Here is a 25,491-nt window from a genome sequence, read left to right on the forward strand (position 1 = left end):
ACCAGTCCCCGACACCGACTAGACCACCCCCCTCACCCCCTCACCCCCGCCCCTCCGCCTTCACCCCCGCCCCCCGCATCAGCCACCAGGCCGCCCCCGACGCCGCCACCGCCGCGGCCGCCGCGATCGCGAAAGCGATGGCGTTGCCATGGGCGAGCGCGGCCGTACCCGCCGTGCCGCCCGCCAGACCCGGGTGGTCGTCGGCGTAGGACGACGACGCGGATGCGGTGATCGTCGTCAGCACCGCCAGGCCCACCGCGCCGCTCAACTGCCGTGTGGTGTTGAGCATCCCCGAGGCCATCCCGGCCAGGTGCGGGGCCACACCCGACGTGGCCGAGACGGTGATCGGGGTGAACGACGCGCCGATGCCAAGGCCGAAGACCACGCCGGGCAGGCCGATCGTCGGCAGGTAGCCCGAGTCGCGGGCGAAAGCCAGGGCGAGGGCGAGCCAGGCAAAGCCGACCGCGCCGATGGCGGTGCCCACGCCGGCCACCAGGCGTGGGCCGAACCGGGGCAGCAGGCGTCCCGTCGCGATGCCGCCCGCCATCAGCGCCGCGCTCACCGGCAGGAACGCCAGGCCCGCCCGCAGTGGCGACCAGTCGCGTGCGCCCTGCACGTACAGCGACAGCAGGACCGGGCTGGCGAAGAACCCGAGGCCCATCAGGAACATCACCAGGTTCCCGCTCACCACCGACCGTGCCCGGACAACCTCCTTGGGCACGAGCGGACTCGGCGAGAACCGCGCCTGGTGGACGACGAACGCCGCCAGCAGCGCGACCCCGGCGACCTGCGGCCCCCACACCCGCCCTGCCGACCAGCCGTACGCCGACGACTCCATCAGCCCGTACAGCAGTGCCGCGATACCGCCGGTGGCCAGCACCGCGCCCGGCACGTCCAGCCGGTGCCGGCCCGCGCCCCGCGCGGACGACGCCGACGGGTGGTCGCGCAGCACCCGCGCCGCGACCGCGAACGCCGCCGCGCCCACCGGCAGGTTGATGAGGAACACCCAGCGCCAGCTCAGCCATTCGGTCAGCACCCCGCCGAGCACCGTGCCCGCCGACGCGCCCATCGCCCCCACCGCGCTCCACAGCGCCAACGCCCGGGCCCGGCGCGGGCCTTCCGGGTATGTGTGGGTGATGATCGCCAGCGTCGTCGGGGTCAGCAGCGCGCCGCCGACCCCCTGCGCGATCCGCGCGGTCAGCAGCGCGGGGGCGCCGTTCGCCGCCCCGCAGGCCGCGCTGGCGGCGGTGAACAGGACGAGGCCCGCGAAGAACGTGCGGCGCCGCCCGTACAGATCGCAGCACCGGCCGCCGAGCAGCAGGAAGCCGGCGAAGGCCAGCGTGTAGGCGTTGACGACCCAGGGCAGCGATGTAGCGCTCATGCCGAGGCCGTCGCTGATGCCGGGCAGGGCGACGGACACGATCGTCGCGTCGAGGATCACCACGAACACGACCAGGCAGGCCAGCCCCAACAGGACACCCGGCCGCGGACCGGCCGGGCCGTCGCGCACGACCGTCGGCGAACCGGAGCCCGGAACAGGGGAACCGGAAGGAGGAGAGGAACCGGAGGAAGGAGAAGGAGCGGAAACAGGACGTGCAGGCATGGCGGAGCCACCCCCGTAAAAGACGTACGGAACTCCTGACGAAGCACGAGAGTAGGCGAACCTAAGTAGTTTGTGAAGCTCATTCACTAACCAGGGCGGCCAGCTATGCTCCCCCGCATGCCGCACGACGACGACGCACCCGAGCCGCCCCCGGCGGCAGAGCCGACGGGCAAGCCGGCAGGAAAACCGGCCGTCAAACGCGCCGCCACCACCGCCCGCGGCCTCCGCGCCCCGCGCGTGGGACGTCCACCGACCCTCGACCGGGAGCGGATCACCGCCGCCGTCATGGCGCAGGACCTCGCGACGCTGACGATGCAGAGCGTGGCCGGGAGCCTCGGCGTCGCGCCGTCCGCGCTCTACCGCTGGGTGCGCAACCGCGACGAGCTGCTCGACCTGGCCAGCGCGGAGATGGGCCGCCGCATCGTGCCGGAGCGCGAGCCGACGGCGGCCGACTGGCGGGAGTGGCTGACCGATCTCGCGTACGCGATCCGCCGCGAGTTCACCGCGTTCCCCGGCTTCGCCGCGCGCATGCTGTCCGTCGGCATCCACCGCGAGGCCGGGCACGGGCCCGTGGAGCGGGCCGCCACCCGGGCGTTCGAACTCGCCGGGAATCCGCACGACCGGGCCCGCCAGTGCTGGTACGCCTTCGCCGCGGCCGTGATGGGCTGGATCGCCGCCGAGCAGTCCGGCTTCCCCGCCGACCCGCCGATGGACTTCGCCGCCCTCGTCGACATCCTCCTGCGCGGCACCACACCGACCCGACCCGCGTGAGAACGACAAGGGCCCGGACCGCTCACCACGAGCGATCCGGGCCCTGTCGGCAACCGGGAACAGCCGGTCAGTCGACCTCCGCCGGCGCCGCCGCGAACTGCGACTCGTACAGCCGTGCGTACGCGCCGCCCGACGCCAGCAGCGACGTGTGCGTGCCCTGCTCGACGATGCTGCCGTTCTCCATGACGAGGATGGTGTCCGCGTCGCGGATGGTGGACAGGCGGTGGGCGATGACGAACGCGGTACGGCCGTCGCGCAGGCGGGCCATCGCGCGCTGGATCAGCACCTCGGTGCGGGTGTCGACCGAGCTGGTCGCCTCGTCGAGGACGAGGATCGTCGGCTCGGACAGGAACGCCCGGGCGATGGTGATCAGCTGCTTCTCGCCCGCGCTGATGCCGGTTCCCTCGTCGTCGACGACGGTGTCGTAGCCGTCCGGCAGGGTGCGGATGAAGCGGTCGGCGTGCGCGGCCTTCGCCGCCGCGACGACCTGGTCGCGGGTCACGCCGTCCGAGCCGTAGGCGATGTTGTCCGCGATGGTGCCGCCGAACAGCCAGGTGTCCTGGAGCACCATGCCGACCGCGCTGCGCAGTTCGTCGCGCGACATGGCGGCGGTGTCGACGCCGTCCAGGGTGATCCGGCCGCCGGTCACCTCGTAGAACCGCATGAGCAGGTTGACCAGCGTGGTCTTGCCCGCGCCGGTCGGGCCGACGATGGCGACCGTGTGGCCGGGCTCGACGGTGAGCGACAGGCCGGTGATGAGCGGCTTGCTCGGGCTGTAGGAGAACGCCACGTTCTCGAACGCCACGCGGCCGCGCAGCTCGGCCGGCCGGGCCGGCGGGTCCGGGTCGGGCGACTGCTCCTGCGCGTCCAGCAGTTCGAACACGCGCTCGGCCGACGCGACACCCGACTGGATGAGGTTCGCCATGCTCGCGGCCTGCGTCAGCGGCTGGCTGAACTGCCGCGAGTACTGCACGAACGCCTGCACGTCGCCGATCGACAGCGCCCCCGACGACACCCGCAGCCCGCCGATGACGGCGACCAGCACGTAGTTGAGGTTGCCGATGAACATCATCGCGGGCTGCATCAGCCCGGAGACGAACTGCGCGCGGAACGAGGCGTTGTAGAGCTTCTCGTTCTCCTGGCGGAAGATCTCCGCGGACTCCTCCTGGCGGCCGAAGACCTTGACCAGCGAGTGGCCCGTGTACATCTCCTCGATGTGCGCGTTGAGCTTGCCCGTGGTCTTCCACTGCTGGATGAACTGCGGCTGCGCCTTCTTGCCGATGCGCGCCGCGACCACGATCGACACCGGCACGGTGACGAGCGCGACCAGCGCGAGCAGCCAGGAGATCCAGAACATCATGCCGAGCACGCCGACGATGGTCAGCAGCGAGAACAGCAGCTGGCTCATGGTCTGCTGGAGCGTCTGGCCGAGGTTGTCGATGTCGTTGGTAACGCGGCTCAGCACCTCGCCGCGCGGCTGCTTGTCGAAGTACGAGAGGGGCAGCCGCCCGATCTTGTCCTCGACGTCCCCGCGCAGCCGCTTGATGGCGCGCTGCAGCACGGAGTTCGCGATGCGCGACTGGATGATGCTGCACACGCCGGACAGCACGTAGACGAGCACCGCCCAGCCGAGGATCACCCCGACCGCGTCGAAGTCGACGCCCGACGGCCCGAACGCGCCGCGGAAGATCTTGTCGGTCGCCTCGCCGAGGATCTTCGGCCCGACGACGGACAGCGCGACCGCGAGCACGGCCAGCGCGACCACCACGTACACCAGGAACTTGTCCGGCTCCAGGAGCGCCAGCAGCCGCTTGCCGGACGCCTTGAAGTTCAGCGACTTCTCCACGGGCTGGCCGCCCATGAACCGGCCGGGGCCGGGCTGCGCCACCGGGCCGCGGCGCGGCGCGGCCGTCGTTCCTTCGCCCTCCGAAGCGGCGGACGCGCCGCCTTCCGGGGCGGGCGGCGGCACGGCATCCTTGCGTTCGACGTCCGTCATGCCGCCTCCTCCTCGGTGAGCTGGGACAGCACGATCTCGCGGTACGTCTCGTTGCCCGCCATGAGTTCGTTGTGCGTGCCGACGCCGACGACCTCGCCCTCGTCGAGGACGATGATTCGGTCGGCGTCGCGGATGGTGTTGACCCGCTGCGCGACGATGATCACCGTCGCCTCGCCGATCTCCCGGGCCAGCGCGGCGCGCAGGCGCGCGTCGGTGGCGTAGTCGAGCGCCGAGAACGAGTCGTCGAACAGGTACACCTCGGGCTTGCGTACCAGCGCCCGCGCGATCGCCAGGCGCTGCCGCTGGCCGCCGGACACGTTGGTGCCGCCCTGCGCTATCGGCGCGTCCAGGCCCTCGGGCATCGCTTCGACGAACGGCTTGGCCTGCGCGGTCTCCAGCGCCTCCCACAGCTCTTCGTCGGTGGCGTCCGGGTTTCCGTAGCGCAGGTTGGTGGCGACGGTGCCGGAGAACAGGTACGGCTTCTGCGGCACGATCGCGACCGACCGGGCGAGCAGCGCCGGGTCGAGTTCGCGGACGTCCACGCCGTCCACGAGGACGGCGCCCTCGCTGACGTCGGACAGCCGCGGGATGAGCCCGAGCAGCGTGGTCTTGCCGCTGCCGGTCGAGCCGATGACCGCGGTGGTCTCGCCGGGCCGGGCGGTGAAGCCGATGCCGCGCAGCACGGGGGCCTCGGCGCCGGGGTAGCGGAAGCCGACGTCGCGGAGTTCGACATAGCCGTGCCGGGTGACCTCGCGCACCGGCGCGAGCGGCGGCACCACGGTGGTCTCGGTGTCGAGGACTTCCTGGATGCGCTCGGCGCAGACCTCGGCGCGCGGCACCATCATGAACATGAAGGTCGCCATCATCACCGACATGAGGATCTGCATCAGGTAGCTGAGGAACGCGGTGAGCGACCCGATCTCCATGGAATGGCTGTTGATGCGGTGCGCACCGAACCACATCACGGCCACGCTGGAAAGGCTGACCACGGTCATCACCAGCGGGAACATCAGCGCCATGATCCGGCCGACGCGCCACGACACATCGGTCAGCTCTTCGTTCGCCTCGGCGAACCGCTCGCGCTCGTGCTCGTCCTTGACGAACGCGCGGATCACCCGGAGGCCGCTGATCTGCTCGCGCAGCACCCGGTTGACCGTGTCGATGTCGTCCTGCATGCGGCGGAACAGCGGACGCAGTCGGCTCACGATGACGCCGACGATCACACCGAGGGTCGGCACGATCGCGATGAGGAGCATGGACAGCGGCACGTCCTGGTTGAGCGCCAGGATGATGCCGCCGACGCACATGATCGGCGCCGACACCATGAGCGTGAACGTCATGAGCGCCAGCATCTGGACCTGCTGGATGTCGTTCGTGGTGCGGGTGATGAGCGATGCGGCGCCGAACTGCCCCACTTCGCGCGCGGAGAACGACTGGACGCGGTCGAAGACCGAGGCGCGCATGTCGCGGCCCAGCGCCATGGCCGTCCGGGCACCGAAGTAGACGGCGCCGGCCGAGCAGATGATCTGGAGGACGGAAACGCCCAGCATGACCCCGCCGGTGCGCCAGATGTAGCCGTTGTCGCCTCTGACCACACCCTTGTCGATGATGTCCGCGTTCAGGGTGGGCAGATAGAGCGTCGCCGAGGTCTGGATCAGCTGGAGGATCACCAGCAATCCGATGGCCCCGGCATAGGGCCGCAAATGGCCCCTGACGAGTTTGATCAGCACGGTATCTCTCAGGGCAACGGGGGGAGGTCCCCACCAACTCCGACGGTGCAGCCTTCCCGACCGCGCCGTGCCGAAGCGGGGCAAGCCGAAGCGCACCCCGTTCGGGCGAAAGATATATGTAACCACCAAGGAGCCGGTACCGTCCTCTGTTTTTCGCCGGGGACGGGTTGCGGTCGGGCAAATTTTCCCCGGCCGGGGAAAAACCGGCCCCGGTCGCCGGTTACGCGCGGGCCACCGGCCGCCACGCCATCACGTCGTCGAGCGGCTTGATGGCGGTGTCCGGCGACAGCCGGGCGGAGAGCCGGAGGGCCCGGTCGCGCAGCGCAACGGCGGCGCGGCCCTGCCACTGCGCCATCGCGCCCATCCGCGTGGACTTGCGGACCACCGCGGTGGTCCGCGGCAGCCGCAGTGCGGTGTACGCCGGGAGCGCGGCGGCGACATCGCCGCCTCCGTTCGCCAGCAGCGCGGCCAGGTCGACCGCGTCCTCGAGCGCCTGGTTGCCGCCCTGGCCGAGGTTGGGCGTCATCGCGTGCGCCGCGTCGCCGAGCAGCGCGACCCGGCCGCGGTGGAAGGCGGGCAACGGAGTGGCCGACCAGTGCACGTCGAGGTGCAGGACCTCCCGCGGGCTCGCTGCCCCGACGAGTTCCGGGATCGGGTCGTGCCAGTCGCCGAACAAGGCGAGCACTTCGGCCCGCGGGTCGGCGTACTTCTCGCCTTCCGGGCGGTTCGCGGTCGCGTACCAGTAGATCCGCCCGTCGGTGAGCGGCATCGCACCGAAGACCTGGCCTCGGCCCCAGGTCTCGCCGAGCGTGAAGCCTGCTTGCGCCGCAGCGGGGACGACGGCGCGCCACGTGGTGAAGCCCGCATAGACGGGCGCCGGGTGACCGGGGAAGAGGACGCCGCGGATCGCGGAGCGGATCCCGTCCCCGGCGACGACCAGGTCGGCGGTGTACGCCGCACCGTCGGCGGTCGTCACCTTCGCCGGCCGCGCCGCGTCGCCGGGATCGACGTCGACGACGGCGCTCCCCAGGCGCAGCACCCCGGCGGGCAGCCGGTCGAGCAGGGCTTCGACGACGGACGCCCGGGTCGCCAACACGATCGGGTCGCCGAAGCGCTCGCGGATCGCGTCGCCGCTGGTCGTGGCGAGGATCCGGCCGTCCGGGCGGCGCAGAACCCCGGCGCCTTGGATCGCGGACAGCGCACGGATGCGGTCGCCGACGCCGATGGTGTCGAGGGCACGCAGGCCGTTCGGGGCGATGGCGATACCGGCGCCGACCGGCTCCACGGCATCGGCGCGCTCAAGGACGGTGACCGCCCAGCCGTCGCCGTGCAGCGCGGCCGCCGCCGCGAGACCGCCGATACCGGCGCCGACGACGAGGGCGGTGGGGGTGGGGGTGGGGGTGGGGGTGGGGGTCGACGGGGAGGTCATGGCAGGCCCTTTCACGAAGTCAGGGTGCGGACATGCCGCGTCGGCATGCCCAGGCCAGGCACTCCCACTACAGGTGTAGAGCGCTTGCCGTGCGCCAGACTCTACACCTGTAGTGGCGATGCCTCTACGGGTGTAGTGGACCTTTCTCTACAGGTGTAGTGCGGCGTGCTCGGCTCGCTACAGTGGCAGCGTGATCACCAGCGGCAGCCCCGAACCCGGCACCGGCAGCGCTCCCGAACCGGGGGGCTCGTCCGGGAACGGACCTTCCGGGGGCAAGCCCGCGGAGGGAGGCACGTCGGGTGGCAGTGCGTCCGGAACCGGTGCCGCAGTCGGCAGACGCGCCCGGCTCGACCTCCTCGGCGACACCGCCGTGCGCCTGCTCGTGGAACGCGGCATGCGCGGCCTCACCCACCGCGCCGTGGACGAGACCGCGGGCCTGCCCGCCGGCTCGACGTCCTACTACGCCCGCACCCGCGCGGCCCTCCTCGAACTCACACTCGCCCGCATGACCGTCCTGGAAGCGGGCGAATTCGGCAACGTCATGCCGGAACCGGGCGCGGCTCCGGCCCCCGCCGGCGACCCGGCGCCGCCGGACCTGTCCGCGCTGCTCCCGCAAGACCGCGACGGCATCGTGCAGTTGCTCGCGTCGATCGTCTCCGACGCGATCCGCGACGGCCGCGACCAGAAGATCGCCCGCTACGAACTCGCCCTCGAAGCCACCCGCCGCCCCGAACTGCGCGGCGCCTACGACGACGCCGGACGCACCTTCCGCACCGCCGCTGTCGGCATCATGCGCGCCCTCGGCTCCCGCGACCCGGCCCGCCACGGCCGCTTCCTCGTCATGTGGTGCGAAGGCGTCATGTTCGACTCCGTCGCGGGCGCGGGCTGGAACGAACCACCGTCACGCGACGAAATCGCTTTGGGCATAGGCGAGTTGCTGGACGGGATGCTGGCGGCGACGACCCGCCCGCCGGAAGAGTGACGCCGCAGGGGTGACGACAAGCCGACCGGCCCAACACCGGTCGGCCTTCGTCACCGCTCTCACGCCATGCAGGTCAGCGGCTTGCCGCCGTTGTACGCGACCATGTCGCCCAACGCCGCCACGACGTCGATCGGGCGGCCGAGCGGGCCCGGCTCCAGCTCCGCGTAGGCCCGGTGCAGATTGCCGACGATGCGTTCGCTGTCGAGGAGTTCGCCGTACTCGCCGAGATCCAGCTCCCGTGCGGTCTCCAGCGGCGTCAGCCCGGAACTGTGCCCGGCCACCGCCGCGGCCTGCACGAACCGCAGGTAGCCCAGCACCCGGTCGACCAGTTCCGGCCCGGCGACCGCGCCGTGTCCCGGAACGATCGTCGCGGCACCGAGCGGCTTGACGACCTCCTCCAGCACCTGGATGGTGCCCGCCACCGACCCCTGGACGACGAACGGCGTACCGCCGTTGAACAGCACGTCACCGCTGAAGAGCAGCCGCTGCTCAGGCAGCCAGACAATCGAGTCGTTCGTCGTATGCGCCGGTCCGCCGACGTGCCGCACCTCCGCACGCATGTCGTCGGACCACATCGTCACCCCGTCGGTGTACGTCAGGAACGGCGGTTCGAGGACCACGTCCCCCCATTCGACGTCGGTCCAGAACGGCGCCGACCGCGGCTCGCCCCAGTCGGCGATCCCCTGCCGCGTCGCCTCGTGCCCGACGATCGTCGCCCCGCGGAACAGGTGGTTGCCGAACGTGTGGTCGCCGTGGTGGTGCGTATTGATCAACGTCCGCACGGCCTGCGCGGTGACCCCGGCGATCGCGTCCAGATACGCGCGCGTCCGCCGCACCGTCGCACAGGCGTCCACACTGATCACCCCGCGCCGCCCGACGATGAACCCCGTGTTGTTGATCCACCAGGTCCCATCGGGCTGCACATACGCGAACACCCCGTCCGCAACTTCCTCCACCCGCGGCGGCCGCACCGTATCCACGTCGTGCTGCACCGTGCTCATCCGGGCCCCCCTCGTCGCGACCCCGGGCATCGGGGCATCCGACCCCGTCCCGGCTGCCGCAGCCAGGCCCCCATTGCACCAGAACCGGTCGGCCCGGGACTCCACAATCCGGGCACTGCACCGGTTTTCACCCCGGCGTGGTGGCGTGGAATCCGACACCGGCCGGGTCAGACGTTCACGGTGTCGTCGGTGGGGGGATGGCGAACGGTGGGGCGGTCGGTGGGGGCATCGTCGGTGCGGGTGTCGTCGGGCGGGGCGGGTAGGGCGGCAGGGGTGGGACGAAGGCGGCGCCGACTGCCGCCGCGACGGCGTTCGCCTGGTTCTGGCGGACGATCAGCACCACCAGGACGAGCACGAACACAGAGACGAGCACAATCGTGATGACCAGCCAGAAGTCACCGGGGTCCCCGGCCCCGCCTCCACCGCCGTTCCCGTAGTAGCCACCGCTACTACCGCCCCCGTAGTAGCCACCACCACTGCCGCCGCCCCCGCTGCTTCCGCGGCCACCGCCCCCGCCACCACCGCGTCCGCCGCCACCGCTGCCCCCGCCGCGGCCTCCCCCGCTGCCTGCCCTGACCCAAAGCTCAGTCAACGTTTCGACCATGTCGCGTAACCCCCCGTGTCACCGCGTTTCCCAGAAGGTAACGCGGTGACGGGGCGCAGGTCGTGAGGAACTCCCCTACGGTTGGCGGAGTTTCCCTACGCCAGAACGGCAATCAGCCGTAGCGCAGCTTGTCTCCGCCCTCGGCGATCAGCCGCCGTCGGAGCCGTAGGCGAGTAGCAGGGCGCGACTGTGTCGCTCACCGCTAACACGAAGTTCCGTGCGCGACCCGCCGCTGGTTGCCCCCGCTCACGCCAACAGCGACACCACCGCTCGCGCCTCACGTCCCGAACGCACGCTTGTGATGGCCGTGTTGATCTCCTCCAACGGCACCTGACGGGTGATCAACCCACCCAGGTCGAGCCGTCCGGACACTGCCATCGCCATCAGTCGCGGCAAGTCGCGGGACGGAAGGCCGCCGCCGCCCGCGCAGCCCTTCAGCGTGCGGTTGAAGAACAGGTGCTGCGGCAGCACGCTGATCGGCTCGTTCGGCGGGCTCCCCACCATCACCGCGGTGCCGCCTTCGCGCGTGGCGGCGAACGCCTGCGCGAGGACGCCCGCGTGACCGGTGACGTCGAACGCGTAGTCGACTCCGCCGTCCGTCGCCTTGCCGACCGTCTCGGCGAGCGCGTCGTCCGCGACCAGTGTCTCGGTGGCGCCCAGTGCCATCGCGCCGGGCAGTTTCGCCGGGTTCACGTCGGCGACGATGATCCGCGAGGCCCCCGCCAGCACCGCGCCCTGCACGACGTTGAGCCCGACGCCGCCCGCGCCCACCACCAGCACGGTCGAACCGGGCTGCACGTCCGCGGTGTTCAGCACCGCGCCGACCCCGGTGACCACGCCGCAGGCGAGCAGGCACGCCGCGTCCAGCGGCAGGGCGTCCGGCACCGGGACGAGCATCTCCTCGTTCACGCACACGTATTCGGCGAATGAACCGATGCCGATGAACGGGTACGCGGCCATCCCGTCCACCCGCAGTCGCGTCGTCCCGTCCCGCATGCGTCCGAGCTGGCTCTGCCGGATCGGGCTGCGGCAGGCCGCGGGTGAACCGCTGCGGCAGCCCGCGCAGCGCCCGCAGTGGCCGGTCATCGCGACCACCACGCGGTCGCCCGGCGCGACCATGGTGACGCCGGCGCCGATCTCCTCGACGATGCCGGAGCTTTCGTGCCCCAGGATGGCCGGGAGTTCGCGGGCGACCGGGCTCTTGCCGTCGATCGCCTTCAGGTCGGAGCCGCAGATCCCGGACGCGGCGACCCGGACGAGCACCTCGCCCGGGCCCGGGTCCGCGATCTCGACGTCGTCGCGCAGCACCAGCGGCGCGTGGAACTCGGTCAGCACAGCAGCGCGCATCTATAACTCCCGTACCGGAATCGGCTTCCGGTCGTCGTCGGTTCGGAGGCGGTGGGGGTGCGGGTGAGGGTGCACATGGGGGTGCAGGAGGCCTTGCCGGCGTCGCACGGCCGCGATCGCCGCCGCGGCCTGGTCGAGGTTGCCGAACAGCGGAATCGCGGCCCGGAGGCCCGCCGCGGCGATGGCCTCCGCATCGTCCGGGGGCGCGCATTCCAGGTTGCGGAGGACGAGGCTCAGGCGCGGTCCGGAGGGCGGCAACTCCGCCAGCCCGTCCACAAGTCGGACGAGCGGTGCGGCGCCGGTGTCCGCATACCCGTAATAAGACTGGACGTTCACGTGCAGCAGCGCGTCCCCGTACGCGGCGCCGCTGTCCGCCACCGCCGCCAGCACCCGGGCGAAGACCGAGCCGCCTTCGACGGCCGGGCCGAGCGGGATCTCGATCGGATTGACCAGTGATGTTCCGGCGCCGTAGCCGAGCCGCCGCAGCCCGGCCACCGTTTCCGGGGGAAGCGGCCGGACATCCAGCCCGGCGCGGTCGCACGCGTCCGTCGCCAGCACGGACGCGCCGCCGCCGGGGCCGACGACCAGCACGCCCTCGGCGCCCCGCGAAGGCCCGGCATACCGCTGGAACATCCCCAGCACGGCCAGGAAGTCCTCCAGCGAGTCCACGACGGTCAGCCCGGTGTCCGCGCAGAGCGCCTGCCACATCCGGGCGTCCCCGGCGAGGGCGCCGGTGTGCGACGCGACCGCGCGGGCGCCTTGGCGGCTGCGTCCGCCGACCAGCGCCACCACCGGCTTTCCGCGGTCGGCCGCGCGGCGCAGCGCGGCGGTGAGGCGTTCGCCGCCGCCGGTGCCTTCGACGTACAGGCCGATCACCCGGGTCGCCGGATCGTCCGCGAAGTGGCCGAGGAGTTCGGCGGCGTCGACGTCGACCGCGTTGCCGATGGTGACCAGTCCGGAGAACCGCAGGCCGCGCCGGATGCCGGCGGCGACGATGTCGCCGGCCAGGCCGCCGCTCTGCGAGACGACGCCGACGCCGCCCGGTTCGGCGGACACGCCGAGCTGGAAGGTCTGGCGCCCGGCGGGGGCGTACACGCCGAGGCAGTTCGGTCCGAGCAGCCGGACGCCCGCGTCACGGGCGGCGGCGGCCAGGCGGGCTTCCAGCCCGGCATCTCCGGCTTCCCGGAAGCCGCCGCTGACCACGTGCACGAACCGCGCGTGCCCGGCCGTGCCGGCGACCAGGTCCGGCGTCGCCGCGGCCGGGACGGCGACGAGCAGGTAGTCGGCGCCGCCGGGGATCTCGGCGACCGAGGGCACCGCCGGGACGCCGTCCACCTCGGCGGCCGTCGGGTGGACCGCATACAGGCCGTCCGTGCGGCCGAAGGCCCGGTACGCGGCCAGGAACCGGTTCCCGAAGGTGACTTTCGTGGTGGACGCGCCCGCGACCGCAACGGTGCGCGGGGCGAAGAGCCGGGTGAAGTCGGTGCCGTCCCGCGGCGGCTCGGGGGCATCCGCGGCGCGCAGGATCAGGCGCGCGTCCACCGCCACCGCCCCGTGGGGCGTGGCGATCACCGGGTTGCATTCGAACGCGTCGAGGACGAATCCCGGATACGCCTTCGCCACCGCCTCCGGAACCCCGTCGAGGCAGCGCAGCAAGGCCGTCACCGCGTCGAGGTCGACCGCGGCCCCGCCGCGCACCCCGTGCAGCACGGCGGCGCCCGGCAAAGCGTCCACCAAGGCGGCCGCGCCGCCGTCGCCGAGCGGCTGGAGGCGTACCACGGCCTGGTCGAGGGTCTCGGCGAGCACGCCGCCGTGCCCGAAGAGAGTGGCGAGGCCGAACGGGCCGCGGATCACCCCGGCGATGAGTTCGACCCCCGGAGGTTGCTGTTCCTCGACGAGCCACCCGTCCGGGATGATCCCGTGGTCGGCGAGGCGGTCCCGCATCGCGCGCACGGCGTCCGGCAACGTCGCCGCGTTCAGGCCGAGGCGTACCGCGCCGACGTCGGTCTTGTGCACGATGCCGGGGCCGTACGCCTTGAGGACGAGCGGGCCGAGCGACCCCGCCCGCGCCGCCCAGTCGACCTCGCGCTCCCCGGCATCCACCACGATCCCGCGCGGCACCGCCACACCCAACCCGGCGAGCAGCGCCTTCACCTCGTGTTCGGGCACAGCCTTCCCGGGCACAGCCTTCCCGGGCTCACCGGTCACGCGCCGGCCTCCGCGGCCCGCCGGTAGCCTTCGCGCGCGGCCACCGCCAGTGCCCGGGCCTCGGCGAGCACGGGCTCCAGTGCGGCCCGGTCCACCCGAGGCACGAGGTGCCCGCCGCCGGCCTTGGCCAACATCTGCGGCAGCCGGGTGCGCAGGCGTTCGAACGCCCACTCCAGCATGTCGCCGCCCGCGGTGACGTCGAACGGCACGACGTTGTTGACCGTCTCGCCGGCAGGCCCTGGACGGTGGTTGTAGTGGTAGTGCGGTTCGCCGTCGAACAAGTCGAACCGCAGGTACTCGTGCCCGTCCTCGGCGTCGAACACGTGCACGGAGACGCCTTCGTCGGAGAACCCGCCGACCGGCGACTTCGCCTCCAGTTCGGCGAGCTGTGCCGCGTTGCCCGCGTACGCGGCACGCAGCGCCTCCGGGTCGACATCGCGGTACTCGACGCCGATCCGCAGCGCCCCGGCCTCCAGCATCCGGGTGTTCGCCGCGACCGGCGGCTGCGGCGGGATGCCGTAGACCACCCCCACGGTGGGCCCGACGTCCGCCGCCGCTGCCCCGGTCGCCACGCCGTTCGTCGCCTCGCTCACGCGGATCCTCCTGCCGTGCCGAGAAGTCCCGGGACCGGGGCGAGGCGGGTGAACACCTCGTACGCCGTCCCGCCGATCAGCCGCGCCCGCACGTCGTCGCGCAGTCCCAGCTCGTCGATCTGAGCGAGGGCCTTGGCGTGCGCGACGGTCGGGAAGTTCGTCCCGAACAGCACCTTGCGGCGGCCGGGCCCGGTCAGGAACTGGTGCACCGATGCGTGCCAGTGCCGCGGCGGGTACGCGCCGGTGCCGAGGTAGACGTTCGGGAACTTCAGCGCCAGGGAGACCGCCTCGTCGACCCACGGCCAGCCGGTGTGCGACAGCACGAACCGCACCGTCGGGAAGTACAGCGCGGGACGGTCGATGCCGATCGGGTGGCCGCATTCGCTGGCCATAAGGCCGCCCGAGGTTCCAGCCTGCATGGCGACCGGGATGTCGAGGTCGGCGCACATCGCGTACCAGGGGTAGTAGTCGGCGTGGTCGAAGCGCCGGTCCCAGCTGTGCGTGTGCAGGTACAGGCCGACGATCGTCGGATCGTCGGCGATCCGCGCCCGTGCTTCGGCGACGCCCGCCATGCCGCGCGTCGGGTCGACGACCAGCAGGGCGGCGAAACGCCCGGGGTGACGCTTCGTCAACTCTCCGTACTCGTCCCAGCGCATCGCGAAGTGGTCGTAGTCGCGCGGGTCGATCGCGGCGCGCGCGGACAGGTCCCCGGTAGGCAGCAGAACGGTGGCCACACCGAGCGTGTCCATCCGTCCGACCATCGTGTCGGCGTCGCAGAACGCCTCGTCGGGGCCGCGGCGGACGCGCACGTTGATGCCGGTCGCCGCGATCGCCTCGTTCCACAGGGCCTGCCGGTCCGGGAAGAACGCGTTGCACAGGTAGTCGACGACGGGCAGGGCGGCGGGAGCGCCGCCGGCGTTCATCGCGGCGTTCATCGCGGCGTTCGTCTCGGCGTTCGTCTCGGCGTTCGTCTCAGCGTTCATCGCGGAACCTCTTGAGCTTCGGCGAGACGTCGACGCCCGTCCACGCGTCGAGAGCGCCGGGCACCGCGATCTCGGCGCGGATGCGGACGCCGAAGCGTTCGCGCAGGGCTTCCTCGACGCTAGCGGCAAGCACCGCGAAGCCCGACGGGTCCCCCTCTCCGACCACGTGCACGACCATCTCGTCGCGGTTCCCCTCGCGGATCGCCCGGACGAAGTAGTCGGGTGCCGTGCCCGGCACGCCTGTCGCGATCTCGCCCACGACCTCCGGCCACAGGTTCACGCCGCGCAGCTTGACCATGTTGTCGCCGCGCCCGGCGAACGGCCCGATCTTGCGCAACCAGGAGCCGCAGGCGCACCGGTGACGCGGCATCAGGTAGGAGAGGTCCATGATGTTGTAGCGGAACTGCGCGCTGCCCGTTTTGTACAGTTCGGTGACGACCAGCGCGCCGGTCTCGCCGTCCGGCAGGCGTTCGCCGGTCTCCGGGTCGACGACCTGCACGACGAACGCGTCCTCGAAGATGTGCAGGCCGCTGCGGGCCTCGCACTCGACCGCGACGGTCTGCACTTCGTGGAAGCCGTACGTCGCGTAGCAGGGCAGCCCGAAGGTCCCTTCGAGCAGCTTGGTGTCGCCGATGTTCGGGATCGCCTTGAGCGCGAGGTCGGTGCGCGGGTCGAGCCCCATCTCGCGCACGACTTCGGCGAGGCGCAGCACGTAGTCGCCGGTGGTCAGGATGGCCGAGGCGCCGTATTCCAGGGCCAGTTCGACCTGTTTGCGGCTGGAGGTGACGTTGCCGGTGCTCGCGGTGATCACGACGCAGTTGAGCCACTGGTAGGCGGCTTCGTCGAACGAGAAGGCGCCGTTGTGGGTGCCGTACGACCACGAGTTGATCACCACGTCGCCCGGCCGCACGCCCTGCATGTACAACTGCCGGGCCTCCAGGATGCCGCCCACCGCGCGGTCCCAGGCGGTGTAGAACGTCGGCCGCGAGGCGCCCGTGGTACCGCCCGACATGTAGAGCCGCATGGGCTCGCGGGCCGCGTCGGCGGGCGTCACGCCCTGGTAGTCGCCGTACGGCGGCGCGGCCTCGATGCTGCGCCGGATGTCGTCGACGGTGTACGCGGGCGCCCTCCACAGGTCGTCCAGCCTCCGCAGGTCACCGGGGGCGAACCCGGCCGCGTCCCAGCGCCGCCGGTGGAACGGGATGCGGTATGCGGTGTCCGCTCGGTGCCTCAGCCGCGCGAGCTGTGTGCGCTCGATCTCGTCCGGCGTGGCGAAGTAGGCCGTTTCGAAGTACTCCGGCGGCGGCGGGAAGCGGTGTGCCGCCTCGCCGAAGTCCACCGCCTCGTGCGGTCGGCGGATGCCCTGAGACATCGTCAGACTCCGTATATCCGGGCCGCGTTGCCCGCCAGGATCGCCGCCGTGTCGGCTTCGACCAGCCCGTGCGTCAGCTCGTCGGCGATCTTGCGGGTGTTCGGCCACAGGCACACGCTGTGCGGGTAGTCCGTGGAGAACATCGCGGCCTTCGCCAGATAGGGGTAACCCCCGCTGCGCACGAGGTCGAAGCCCACCCGGTCGTCGAGCACGGTCACGAACACCTGCTCGCCGAGGATCCCGCTCGGCGGTGCGGTGATCCGGTGGGTGCCCATGCTGTGCTGGTTCTCGAACTGCTCGTCGGCGGTCTGCGCCCAGAACGGCAGCCAGCCGAAGTTGACTTCGCCGATGACCAGACGCAGCCCGGGGTGCCGTTCGAAGACGCCGCCGAGCGCCATGTAGGTGAGCTGCTTGGTCGAGCTGAAGAACCGGTGCACGGTGCCGGCCGCACTGAAGTTGTTCGCGGCGACGTTGTCCCAGTCGGCTTCCTGCGGCTTCCCGCCGAACGTGCGGTGGTAGGTGAGCGGAACGCCGTTGCGTTCGGCGGCCGTCCACAGTTCCGTGTAGTACGGGTCGTGGTAGGGCCGTTCCGGGTTCCCGGGCAGGAAGGCCGCTTTCGCGCCCGCCGCGAGCACCCGGTCGAGTTCGGCCGTCGCGGCCGCCGTGCCGTCGTCGACGGGCAGCATCGGCAGCCCGACGATCCGGCGCGGGTCGGCGGCCTGGAACTCGCCGAGGATCCAGTCGTTGTAGGCCCGCATGCAGGCCTGCGCGAGGCCGCGGTCGGTTTCCTGGTAGGTGAAGATCGCCTGCGCCGGGTAGACCACGGACACGTCGACGCCGTCGCGTTCCATGTCGGCGACGTGTGCGGCGCCGTCGTAGTTGCCGGGCAGGATGTCGTCGAACCGGAGCCCGGAGGCAACGTGTTCGTCCTTGGTTCGGCCCGCCATCGCTTCCACGCCGTAGGTGCGCTTGGGCGGCTTGCCGTCGAAGCTCCAGCCGTCGCCGCCGTCGGCTCCGCGGATCAGGCGGGGTGTGCGGTCGCGGTATTCGGCCGGGACGCTGTCGAAGACGTGCGGGGGTTCGTTGACGTGGCAGTCCGCGGAGATGATGCGCGTCGTCATGCGTTGCTCCGGTCCGTGGCTTCGGTGAGGTCCGTGGGCAGGTAGGCGTCCGGGAAGCGGTAGAAGTCCACCGGGTTGTCCCACAGGATCTTGCGCTTGCTCGCGTCCGACAGGATGTGCGCGCCTTGGCCGAGGAACTCCTCGGTGGTGTGCGGGAATTTGGAGTCGGGGTGCGGGAAGTCGCTCTCGAACAGGATCCGGTCGTCGCCCATCCAGCGCACGACGTCGGCCACGAAGGGGTCTTCGCACTCCGTCGAGATCCATCCGTTGCGCCGGAAGTAGCCGGTCGCGTTCATCGTCAGCTCGGGGAACTCCCGCTCTCCGGCCATCTCCAGCTGTTCGTCGATGCGGTGCAGCCAGCTCGGCAGCCAGCCGCAGCCGGCTTCCAGGTAGGCGACGCGCAGCCGCGGGAAGCGTTCGAACACGCCGTGCACGATCATCGAGGTGATGACGCCCATGGTCTCGAACGGGTGCACGACCGTGTGCCATTCGGTGAAGGTCTTGTACCGGTCGTGGCCGAACGATTGGCCCTTGAGCCCCATGAACTCGTGGGTGCCGAAGGCGACGCCGAGGTCTTGCAGGGCTTCCCACAGCGGGTCGTAGTAGCGGTCGCCGAGGGTGCGCCCGTCGAACAGGTTCGGCCGGGCCCAGAAGCAGCGGGTGCCCAACGTCTCGTATGCGTAGGCGACTTCCTCGACGGCGCGGCCGATGTCGACCAGCGGGACGGGCCCGGAGACGTGGACGCGGTGCCCGGACGTCTCGCGCATCTCCTGTCCCCAGCGGTTGTAGGCGCGTGCCATGGCGGCCTGGAGTTCGGGGTCGATGCCGTCGAACCACATGTCGTACTCGGGTCCGTAGATCACCGCGACGTCGATGCCGTCCCGGGCGAGGGCGGCGGCCACGCGGTCGCCGGTGAAGCCGTTGAGGAGCAGGTCGTCGCCGTAGATGCGGCGCATGTCGTCCGTGGTCCAGTTGATGGCTTCCTGGAAACGGCCGTAGACGATGGTGTCGTGCTGGGTCCAACGGCCGTCCACGGTCACCGGGTTGTACGTGTCGAACCCGGGGAACGGCTGGCGGCGGCCGAACCGGTCGGCGTGCTTCTTGTCGAGGAACCGCGTCCACAGGTCGCGCGGGTAGATCACGTGGGCGTCGGCGTCGAAGACCGGAAATCCGTTGCGCATCGCGGGACCTGCCTTGGAAGAGTCGCGGGTCGTGTGTACGGGCGTGGGGCTCTGGGCGCATCCTGCCGGTGGGTTCCAGCTAAATCAAGCGAGTGCTTGAATTTTGCCGCGGCCCACCGGCTTGCGGCGCGGCAACCGACCAGGTCAGCAGGGCCGCCGCGGGCTCCCCCGGCAGGTCCCGGAACCCGACCGTGACGCGGGCGCCGATCGCCAGCCGGGGATCGTCGTGGGCGCCGTCGAACGCGCCGGGCAGCAGCAGATCCGGCTGCTCGTCCACGCGCACGGTGAGCACGACGTACGGCACCGGCGAATCCGCGGAGAACCGGTGGTGGTTGACGATCCAACTGGCGATCTCGCCGTTTCCCGAGGCCGGTTCGTGCCGCCAGGCGAACGAGCCGCAGGCGTTGCACATCGCCCGGTCGGGCCACCGCCACCGCGCGCAGTCGACACAGCGCTGAAAGACGAGTTCGTGCGCGGCGATTCGGGCCCACCACACCGCGGAGTCGCGGTCGACGTTCGGTCGTACGGTCATGTCGGGCCTTTCCGCGTCGGGTGCTCCTGGTCGCGTCGGAGGTCGGGCGCTACCGATCGCGCCGCAGGACGAGGGCGGAGCACGTCCCGCCCACATATCCCGGCTGACCGGTCGTCAGCGCGGTTTCCGCGCCCGGGACTTGACGCGCACCGGCGGCTCCGCGCAGCTGCGTCGCGGCCTCGGCGATGTGGTTGATGCCGTGCACGTAGCCCTCCGACAGGTGCCCGCCGTGTGTGTTGACGGGCAGCCGTCCGCCGAGGCGCGCGTGGCCGTCGGCGTAGAACCCGCCGGTCTCGCCGCGTGGCACCAAGCCGTAGTCCTCGAGCTGGAGCGGCACCAGGAACGTGAACGCGTCGTACAGCTCGGCGACGTCGATCTCGTCGGGTCCGACACCGGCCGCCCGGTAGAGCCGCGGCGCCAGGTCGGCCGCCGCGCTCACCGTCGGGTCCTCCCGGCCGTTCGAGAACAGCCAGTGCCCTCCGCCGGTCGCGGCCCCGGCGATCAGCACGGGCGGCTGCCGCAGCGCGCGGGCCCGTTCGGCGCTGGTGACGACGACGGCGACGGCGGCGTCCGTCTCCAGGCAGCAGTCGTACAGCCGCAGCGGCTCGGCGATGGGGCGGGCGGCGAGGTAGTCGTCCATGGTGAGCGGCTTCCGCATCATCGCGCGCTCGCTCAGCAGCGCGTGTTCGCGTTGGGTGATGGCCACCCGGCCGAGGTCCTCGGGCACCGCGCCGCGGGCATGCATCCAGGCGCGGGCGAGCATGGCGTACTGCTGCGGCGGGGTGGCGTAGCCGTACGGCAGTTGGTACGCGAACTCCAACGCGTCGGGCGCCGCTCGCCCGGTGCCGCCCATCCGGAACTCCGACCGCGCGTTGACCGCCCGCCAGCACACCACAGTCTCGGCCATCCCGGAGGCCACCGCCAACGCGGCCTGCGCCACCACCTGGTGCGAGGTACCGCCGCCCCCGAACATGTCCAGGTGGAACCGCAGGTCCCGCACCCCCAGCGCCTGCGCCACCAGCACCGCCTGCACCGAGTCCCCGACCCGGTGGCACGCGACCCCGTCGACGTCGCCGTGCCCGAGCCCGGCATCCGCCAGCGCCCGGGAGACGGCCCGCAACGCCAGCGTCAGCGTGCTGACCCCCGAGTCCTTCGCGTACTCGGTCCACCCCACCCCGGCAATTGCCACCCGGTCCCGCGGCCACCCGTCCACCATCCCCGCATGCAAGCGCGCCGCGGCAACGGAATCAAGTCAAACGCCTGAGTGAATTCAGCGCGACGGAGACGGCCGGGGCAACCAACCGTCTACAGTCGACCGCAACAACCATCGAGTCGGGGGAACGGTGGGATGGACGTCATCCTTGATCTCATCCAAGGCTTCTTCAAGATCATCTTCTTCCGCCGCAAGAGCCGCCGTTCCCGCCGCTGGTGAACCCCGCGGGGCGGGAAGCCTTCCGCGCGACACGCCCCGGCTTCGGTCGACAGGAGTCGGCAGCGGGCCGGGCGGCATCCGCCGATCGCGAACCCCCGCCGGGCGGCGCATGATCACAGGACCGCGCCTCGCCGCCATCGCGCCCGTTCCGCCCCGGCCCGGCAGCCGGGCGCGCGTCCGGGAAACACAAAGGCGAGGAGCTTGTGCTCTCCTCGCCATGTTCAAGGTATAGCGCACAGGGGGTCTTGCGGCAAGGCCCCCCTCACCCCGCAGAATCATCCGCCGAAGCCAAAAGCTGAAGGATTGGGCGGTTAGCACTTTGTCTGTGCGTTTGTCGGAAAAGTCAGAACGGGACGGGGCGCAGGGCGGCAGTGCGTTCGCGTTGCCGGAGCGGTTGGCCGGGAAGGCCGATCCGGGACTGATCGGGGACGACGAGGCGCATTTCGCGGCGATCGGGGAGAGCCTGGCGCGGGCGACCGCCGAGGTGGCCGAGCAGCTCGACGCGGTGCGGAAGGCGCCCGGCGGGGCGGGGCAGGCCGCGATGGAGCGGGACGTCGAGGTGTACCGGCTGAGCGGCCGGCTGCGCGCGCTGCGCCGGTTCGGGCTGGACTTGTGCCTCGGCCGCATGGTGCCCGAGGGCGCCGACGAGCCCGTGTACGTCGGACGGCTCGGCCTCACCGATGCCGACGGCCGGCGGCTGCTGGTCGACTGGCGGTCGCCTGCCGCCGCGCCGTTCTTCGGGGCGACGCACGCCGATCCGATGGGGCTCGCCAGCCGCCGCCGGTACCGCTGGACGCGCGGCCGGGTCGGCGACTACTGGGACGAGGTCTTCACCGCCGACGGTCTCGACGGGCACGCCGCGCTCGACGACCAGTCGGCGTTCATCGCGAGCCTCGGCACCACCCGCTCGCCCCACATGCGGGACGTGCTGGCCACCATCCAGGCCGACCAGGACGCCGTCGTCCGGGCCGGCTCCCGCGGCGCGCTGGTCGTCGACGGCGGCCCCGGGACCGGCAAGACCGTCGTCGCGCTGCACCGCACCGCGTATCTGCTGTACTCCGACCCGCGCCTCGGCCACCGCCGCGGCGGCGTGCTGTTCGTCGGGCCGCACCAGCCGTACCTGAACTACGTCGCCGACGTCCTCCCCAGCCTCGGCGAGGAAGGCGTGCTGACCTGCACCGTCCGCGACCTCCTCCCCGAGGGCGCGGACGCGCCGCCGGAAGCCGACCCCGAGGTGGCGCGGCTCAAGTCGTCCGCGGACCTGGTGAAGGGGATCGAGAAGGCCGTCCGGCTCTACGAAGAGCCGCCGTCCCGCGGCATGACGGTGTCGACCGACTGGGCCGACATCCGGCTGACCGCCGACGACTGGGCCGAAGCCTTCGCCGCCCCCGGCGCGGCGACCCCGCACAACGAGGCCCGCGACCTGATCTGGGACGAACTGGCCACGATCCTCCACGACAAGCTGAGCGAGCACGACGACACGATCGGCCCCGACCTGTTCCGCCGCTCGCTCCGCTACGACGAGGACCTCACCGACGCACTCAACCGCGCCTGGCCGCTGCTGGACCCCGCCGACGTGGTCGGCGACCTGTGGTCCGTCCCCGCCTACCTGCGCATGTGCGCGCCGTCGCTCACCCCGGACGAGGTCCGCGCCCTTCAGCGCCCCGACGCGCACGCGTGGACGGTCGCCGACCTGCCGCTGCTCGACGCCGCACGCCAACGCCTCGGCGACCCGGACGCCGCGCGGCGCAAGCGCCGCCGCGAGGCCGACCTCGCCGCGCAGCGCGAGCGGATGGCCGACGTCATCGACAACGTCGTCGCGGCCGACGACGACGGCGAAGGCGCCGTCACCATGCTGCGCATCGGCGACCTGCGGAACAGCCTGGTCGACGAGGACGCCGTACCCGCCGCCGACCGCGACGCGTTGGCCGGCCCGTTCGCCCACATCGTCGTCGACGAGGCGCAGGAACTGACGGACGCGGAATGGCAGATGCTGCTGCTGCGCTGCCCGTCGCGCAGCTTCACCATCGTCGGCGACCGCGCGCAGGCCCGGCACGGCTTCGGCGAATCGTGGCGGGAGCGTCTCGAACGCGTCGGCTTCGACCGGATCGAGGTCGCGTCGCTGAGCGTCAACTACCGAACGCCGGAAGAGGTCATGGCCGAGGCCGAGCCGGTGATCCGCGCCGCGCTGCCGGACGCCAACGTGCCGACGTCCATCCGCGCAAGCGGCATCCCGGTCACCCGAGGCCCGCTCGCCGACCTGGACACGATCCTCGACACGTGGCTCGCCGACCACGACGAGGGGGTGGCATGCGTCATCACCCACGCAGAACAGCACCAGCGGCTGCGGGAGTCGCTCGTCGGCCGCCCCCGTGTCCAGGCCCTCACACCCGACCTGTCGAAGGGCCTCGAATTCGATCTGGTCGTCCTCCTCGACCCGGACACCTTCGGCACCGGCATCGAGGGCGCCGTCGACCGCTACGTCGCCATGACCCGCGCCACCCGCCAACTGACCGTCCTGACCGACCCGGCAGCCGGCCACGCCCCCTGACGCGTTGCCTTGGACACGGCCGAACGGCGCCACATCTCGCCGTTCGGCCCTCCAGCCGCCGCCGTGCCGCGCACCCGGCGGCTGTGGTCCGTCAGCGGTGGCGCGCGCCCGGCGTCAACGGCACGGCCGCCAACGCGGCCAGCGCCGCGGCGGCCCAGACCACCGGCCATGACGTCGCGCCGTGCAGGACCGGCAGCAGGAGCGGGGTCAGGAAGCCCGCGGCGAAGATCGTGGTGCCGGCCAGGCCGAGGGCCGTGCCCGCGCGGTCCGCACCGGCCAGGACGGCGACTTCGGTGTAGGCCACGCCGTGCCACGCGTTGGCCGCCACACCCGCCGCCGCCAACGCGAGCACGGCGACCGGCGTCGGCGCGTGGGTGAGGACGGCGACCGCGGCCATCGCAACCGCCGCGACCACGCCGATCACCCGGATGTACGTGCGCCGGTCGCCGCCCCGGTCGCTGCGCCGCCCCGTCCAGATCCGCAGCGCGCCGCCGCCGAGTTGCGCCGTGACCACCGCGACGGCGGCGGCCGCCGCGCCCGCGCCCTTCGCGTCGTGCAGGAAGATCCCGGCGAAAGACAGCACCGCGAACTGCGGGACGGTCAGCAGCGCCCCGGCCAGTGCGACCCGCCACACGTCCCAGCGGCGCAAGGGGCTCGGGCCCGATGCGGCCGCTTCCGGCGTCCGCGCCGGCTCCCCCGGCGCGCGCAGCCACCGGGCGATGGCCGCCGCGGTGAGCAGCAGGAACACGGCGAGGGTGAGGTACGCGGCGCGGAATCCGTACGCCGACGCGACCGGCGGCAGCACCGCCACCCCCACCGCCCCGCCGACCGGGATCGCGGTCTGCCGGACGCTCATCGCGAACCCGCGCTCGGCATCGCTGAACCACGTCATCACCGCACGGCCGGACGAACCGTTGACGCTGCCGCCGAGCGCGCCCGCGGCACACAGGAATCCGGCCAACCGCCACACCCCGGCACCGTCCGCGGGCGTCGCGACCGCAGCCATCGCCACCAGTACCGATCCCGTCGATATCAGCCCCGTCAGCAGGATCCGCCGGTCGCCGAACCGGTCGGTCAGCAAGCCCCACACGATGTCCGACGCCGCGACGCCCAGACCGAGGCAGCCGATGACGAAGCCCAGTTGGCCGGTGCTGAAGCCGTAGTCGGCGCGCATGGTGACGCCGGTCACCGGGAGCCCGGAGAACATCGCGGAGAACGCCGCCTGCGCGGCGACGCCGAGGGCCAGCACAACCCAGCGGTGCCGCGGCCGGACGGTGGTGTGCGGTACCGGCGCGGTTGTCGCCGTGGTCACAAGAGCCCCCAAGAAGTAACCCTACAATGTGGTTACCAGAGATTATTGACGAGAAAGTAACCTGTCAATTCGGTTAGGATCGACGGCATGTCAGCGCCCGAGTTCACGTTCGTCAGCGGAAATCTCGCCCTCGACTTCGTCGGCACGGTCGGTCAGCGGACCACCGAGCCGATCGAACTCATGCCCGCAACCGTCGATTTGGCGGTCTGGGCGGCGGCATCCGGCACCGCGGGCGGCGCGCTCGCCGAGCCGCCGTCCGACACGGACTACGCGGACGCGGTCACGCTGCGCGAAGCGGTCTACCGGCTGGCCACCGCGGCCCGCACCGGCGCCCGCTTCACCCGGAAGGACCTGGCCACCGTCAACCGGCACGCCGCCGACGCGCCCGGCACCGTCCGCCTGGGCGCGGACGCGACGGTGCGCCGCGCCGGGGACATCCGCAGCGTCCTCGCCGACGTGGCCCGCTCCGCCGTCGAACTCCTCGGCGGCCCCGACGCGGTCCTCATCCGCGAATGCGAAGCCACGCCGTGCACGCGCCTGTACGTGGACGCGTCCCACCGCCGCTCCCGCCGCTGGTGCGACATGCGGGGCTGCGGCAACCGCGCCAAGGCGGCCGCTTTCCGGGCCCGGACGCGGGCGAAGGCCAGCACGGCCAAGGTCGCGGTGAAGCAGGCGACGGGGCGGCGGCAGTCGGCATCGGGGAGCGGATCGGCGGCTTCGGAGTAGCCGCGGGGCCCCGAGCA

General features: G+C 72.0%; 20 protein-coding genes. 4 read left to right on the forward strand and 16 right to left on the reverse strand.

Annotated elements, in window-relative coordinates; genetic code table 11:
- Positions 1 to 40: 40 nt before the first annotated feature.
- Positions 41 to 1,510, reverse strand: a complete 1,470-nt coding sequence (locus tag ACPA54_RS00655) for an MFS transporter (protein ID WP_423525657.1) — start codon at positions 1,508 to 1,510, stop codon at positions 41 to 43.
- A 210-nt stretch (positions 1,511 to 1,720) separates the two neighbouring features.
- Between ACPA54_RS00655 and ACPA54_RS00660 the strand changes: the two genes are divergently transcribed.
- Complete coding sequence (locus ACPA54_RS00660) at positions 1,721 to 2,374, forward strand: TetR/AcrR family transcriptional regulator (RefSeq protein ID WP_423525659.1); 654 nt, start codon at positions 1,721 to 1,723, stop codon at positions 2,372 to 2,374.
- Positions 2,375 to 2,441: 67 nt separating this feature from the next.
- Here ACPA54_RS00660 and ACPA54_RS00665 read toward each other — a convergent pair whose 3' ends face one another.
- The 3 genes from ACPA54_RS00665 to ACPA54_RS00675 form a co-directional block, all read right to left on the reverse strand.
- A complete protein-coding gene (locus ACPA54_RS00665) occupies positions 2,442 to 4,370 on the reverse strand; it encodes an ABC transporter ATP-binding protein (protein WP_423525661.1) in 1,929 nt (642 codons plus the stop codon).
- A complete protein-coding gene (locus ACPA54_RS00670) occupies positions 4,367 to 6,100 on the reverse strand; it encodes an ABC transporter ATP-binding protein (RefSeq protein WP_423525663.1) in 1,734 nt (577 codons plus the stop codon). Before ACPA54_RS00670 ends, ACPA54_RS00665 begins: the two co-directional genes overlap by 4 nt.
- A 220-nt stretch (positions 6,101 to 6,320) precedes the next feature.
- Positions 6,321 to 7,529, reverse strand: coding sequence for an FAD-dependent monooxygenase (locus ACPA54_RS00675; RefSeq protein ID WP_423525665.1), 1,209 nt, complete (start codon positions 7,527 to 7,529; stop codon positions 6,321 to 6,323).
- A gap of 370 nt (positions 7,530 to 7,899) precedes the next feature.
- Between ACPA54_RS00675 and ACPA54_RS00680 the strand changes: the two genes are divergently transcribed.
- Positions 7,900 to 8,511, forward strand: coding sequence for a TetR/AcrR family transcriptional regulator (locus tag ACPA54_RS00680; RefSeq protein ID WP_423526852.1), 612 nt, complete (start codon positions 7,900 to 7,902; stop codon positions 8,509 to 8,511).
- 59 nt (positions 8,512 to 8,570) lie between these two features.
- Here ACPA54_RS00680 and ACPA54_RS00685 read toward each other — a convergent pair whose 3' ends face one another.
- The 11 genes from ACPA54_RS00685 to ACPA54_RS00735 all read right to left on the reverse strand — a co-directional run bounded on the left by ACPA54_RS00685 (position 8,571) and on the right by ACPA54_RS00735 (position 20,669).
- Complete coding sequence (locus ACPA54_RS00685) at positions 8,571 to 9,512, reverse strand: MBL fold metallo-hydrolase (protein WP_423525667.1); 942 nt, start codon at positions 9,510 to 9,512, stop codon at positions 8,571 to 8,573.
- A gap of 175 nt (positions 9,513 to 9,687) precedes the next feature.
- Entirely contained in the window at positions 9,688 to 9,885 is a 198-nt protein-coding gene (locus ACPA54_RS00690; RefSeq protein ID WP_423525669.1) for a hypothetical protein, read from the reverse strand.
- A 477-nt stretch (positions 9,886 to 10,362) separates the two neighbouring features.
- Positions 10,363 to 11,463, reverse strand: coding sequence for an alcohol dehydrogenase catalytic domain-containing protein (locus tag ACPA54_RS00695; protein ID WP_423525671.1), 1,101 nt, complete (start codon positions 11,461 to 11,463; stop codon positions 10,363 to 10,365).
- Positions 11,464 to 13,671 (reverse strand): acetate--CoA ligase family protein, encoded by a 2,208-nt coding sequence (locus ACPA54_RS00700; RefSeq protein WP_423525673.1) that lies wholly within the window; start codon positions 13,669 to 13,671, stop codon positions 11,464 to 11,466.
- A complete protein-coding gene (locus tag ACPA54_RS00705; protein ID WP_423525675.1) occupies positions 13,668 to 14,264 on the reverse strand; it encodes a DUF7700 domain-containing protein in 597 nt (198 codons plus the stop codon). The genes ACPA54_RS00700 and ACPA54_RS00705 overlap by 4 nt, the downstream gene beginning before the upstream one ends.
- On the reverse strand, positions 14,261 to 15,247 hold the full coding sequence (locus ACPA54_RS00710) for an amidohydrolase family protein (RefSeq protein ID WP_423525677.1): 987 nt from the start codon (positions 15,245 to 15,247) through the stop codon (positions 14,261 to 14,263). The genes ACPA54_RS00705 and ACPA54_RS00710 overlap by 4 nt, the downstream gene beginning before the upstream one ends.
- Positions 15,237 to 16,619 (reverse strand): phenylacetate--CoA ligase family protein, encoded by a 1,383-nt coding sequence (locus tag ACPA54_RS00715; RefSeq protein ID WP_423525679.1) that lies wholly within the window; start codon positions 16,617 to 16,619, stop codon positions 15,237 to 15,239. Before ACPA54_RS00715 ends, ACPA54_RS00710 begins: the two co-directional genes overlap by 11 nt.
- Before the next feature lie 2 nt (positions 16,620 to 16,621).
- Positions 16,622 to 17,740: an amidohydrolase family protein gene (locus ACPA54_RS00720; RefSeq protein ID WP_423525681.1), complete on the reverse strand. Its 1,119-nt coding sequence runs from the start codon at positions 17,738 to 17,740 to the stop codon at positions 16,622 to 16,624.
- Positions 17,737 to 18,921 carry an amidohydrolase family protein gene (locus ACPA54_RS00725; protein ID WP_423525683.1) on the reverse strand — a complete coding sequence of 395 codons (1,185 nt, stop codon included), beginning with the start codon at positions 18,919 to 18,921 and terminating at the stop codon, positions 17,737 to 17,739. Before ACPA54_RS00725 ends, ACPA54_RS00720 begins: the two co-directional genes overlap by 4 nt.
- A gap of 79 nt (positions 18,922 to 19,000) precedes the next feature.
- Entirely contained in the window at positions 19,001 to 19,453 is a 453-nt protein-coding gene (locus tag ACPA54_RS00730) for a Zn-ribbon domain-containing OB-fold protein (protein ID WP_423525685.1), read from the reverse strand.
- Positions 19,454 to 19,502: 49 nt separating this feature from the next.
- Entirely contained in the window at positions 19,503 to 20,669 is a 1,167-nt protein-coding gene (locus ACPA54_RS00735) for a thiolase C-terminal domain-containing protein (protein WP_423525687.1), read from the reverse strand.
- A gap of 541 nt (positions 20,670 to 21,210) precedes the next feature.
- Here ACPA54_RS00735 and helR point away from each other — a divergent pair.
- A complete protein-coding gene (gene helR, locus ACPA54_RS00740; protein WP_423525688.1) occupies positions 21,211 to 23,436 on the forward strand; it encodes an RNA polymerase recycling motor ATPase HelR in 2,226 nt (741 codons plus the stop codon).
- 91 nt (positions 23,437 to 23,527) lie between these two features.
- On the opposite strand, the gene ACPA54_RS00745 is transcribed toward helR, so the two are convergent.
- The gene (locus ACPA54_RS00745; RefSeq protein ID WP_423525690.1) at positions 23,528 to 24,760 is read right to left on the reverse strand and encodes an MFS transporter; all 1,233 of its coding nucleotides are present in this window, start codon (positions 24,758 to 24,760) and stop codon (positions 23,528 to 23,530) included.
- Between the two features lie 75 nt (positions 24,761 to 24,835).
- Here ACPA54_RS00745 and ACPA54_RS00750 point away from each other — a divergent pair, with 75 nt between their 5' ends.
- The gene (locus ACPA54_RS00750) at positions 24,836 to 25,474 is read left to right on the forward strand and encodes a CGNR zinc finger domain-containing protein (protein ID WP_423525692.1); all 639 of its coding nucleotides are present in this window, start codon (positions 24,836 to 24,838) and stop codon (positions 25,472 to 25,474) included.
- The last annotated feature ends 17 nt before the right edge of the window (positions 25,475 to 25,491 follow it).

The organism is Uniformispora flossi, from assembly GCF_049534875.1.
GTDB lineage: Bacteria > Actinomycetota > Actinomycetes > Streptomycetales > Streptomycetaceae > Yinghuangia > Yinghuangia aomiensis.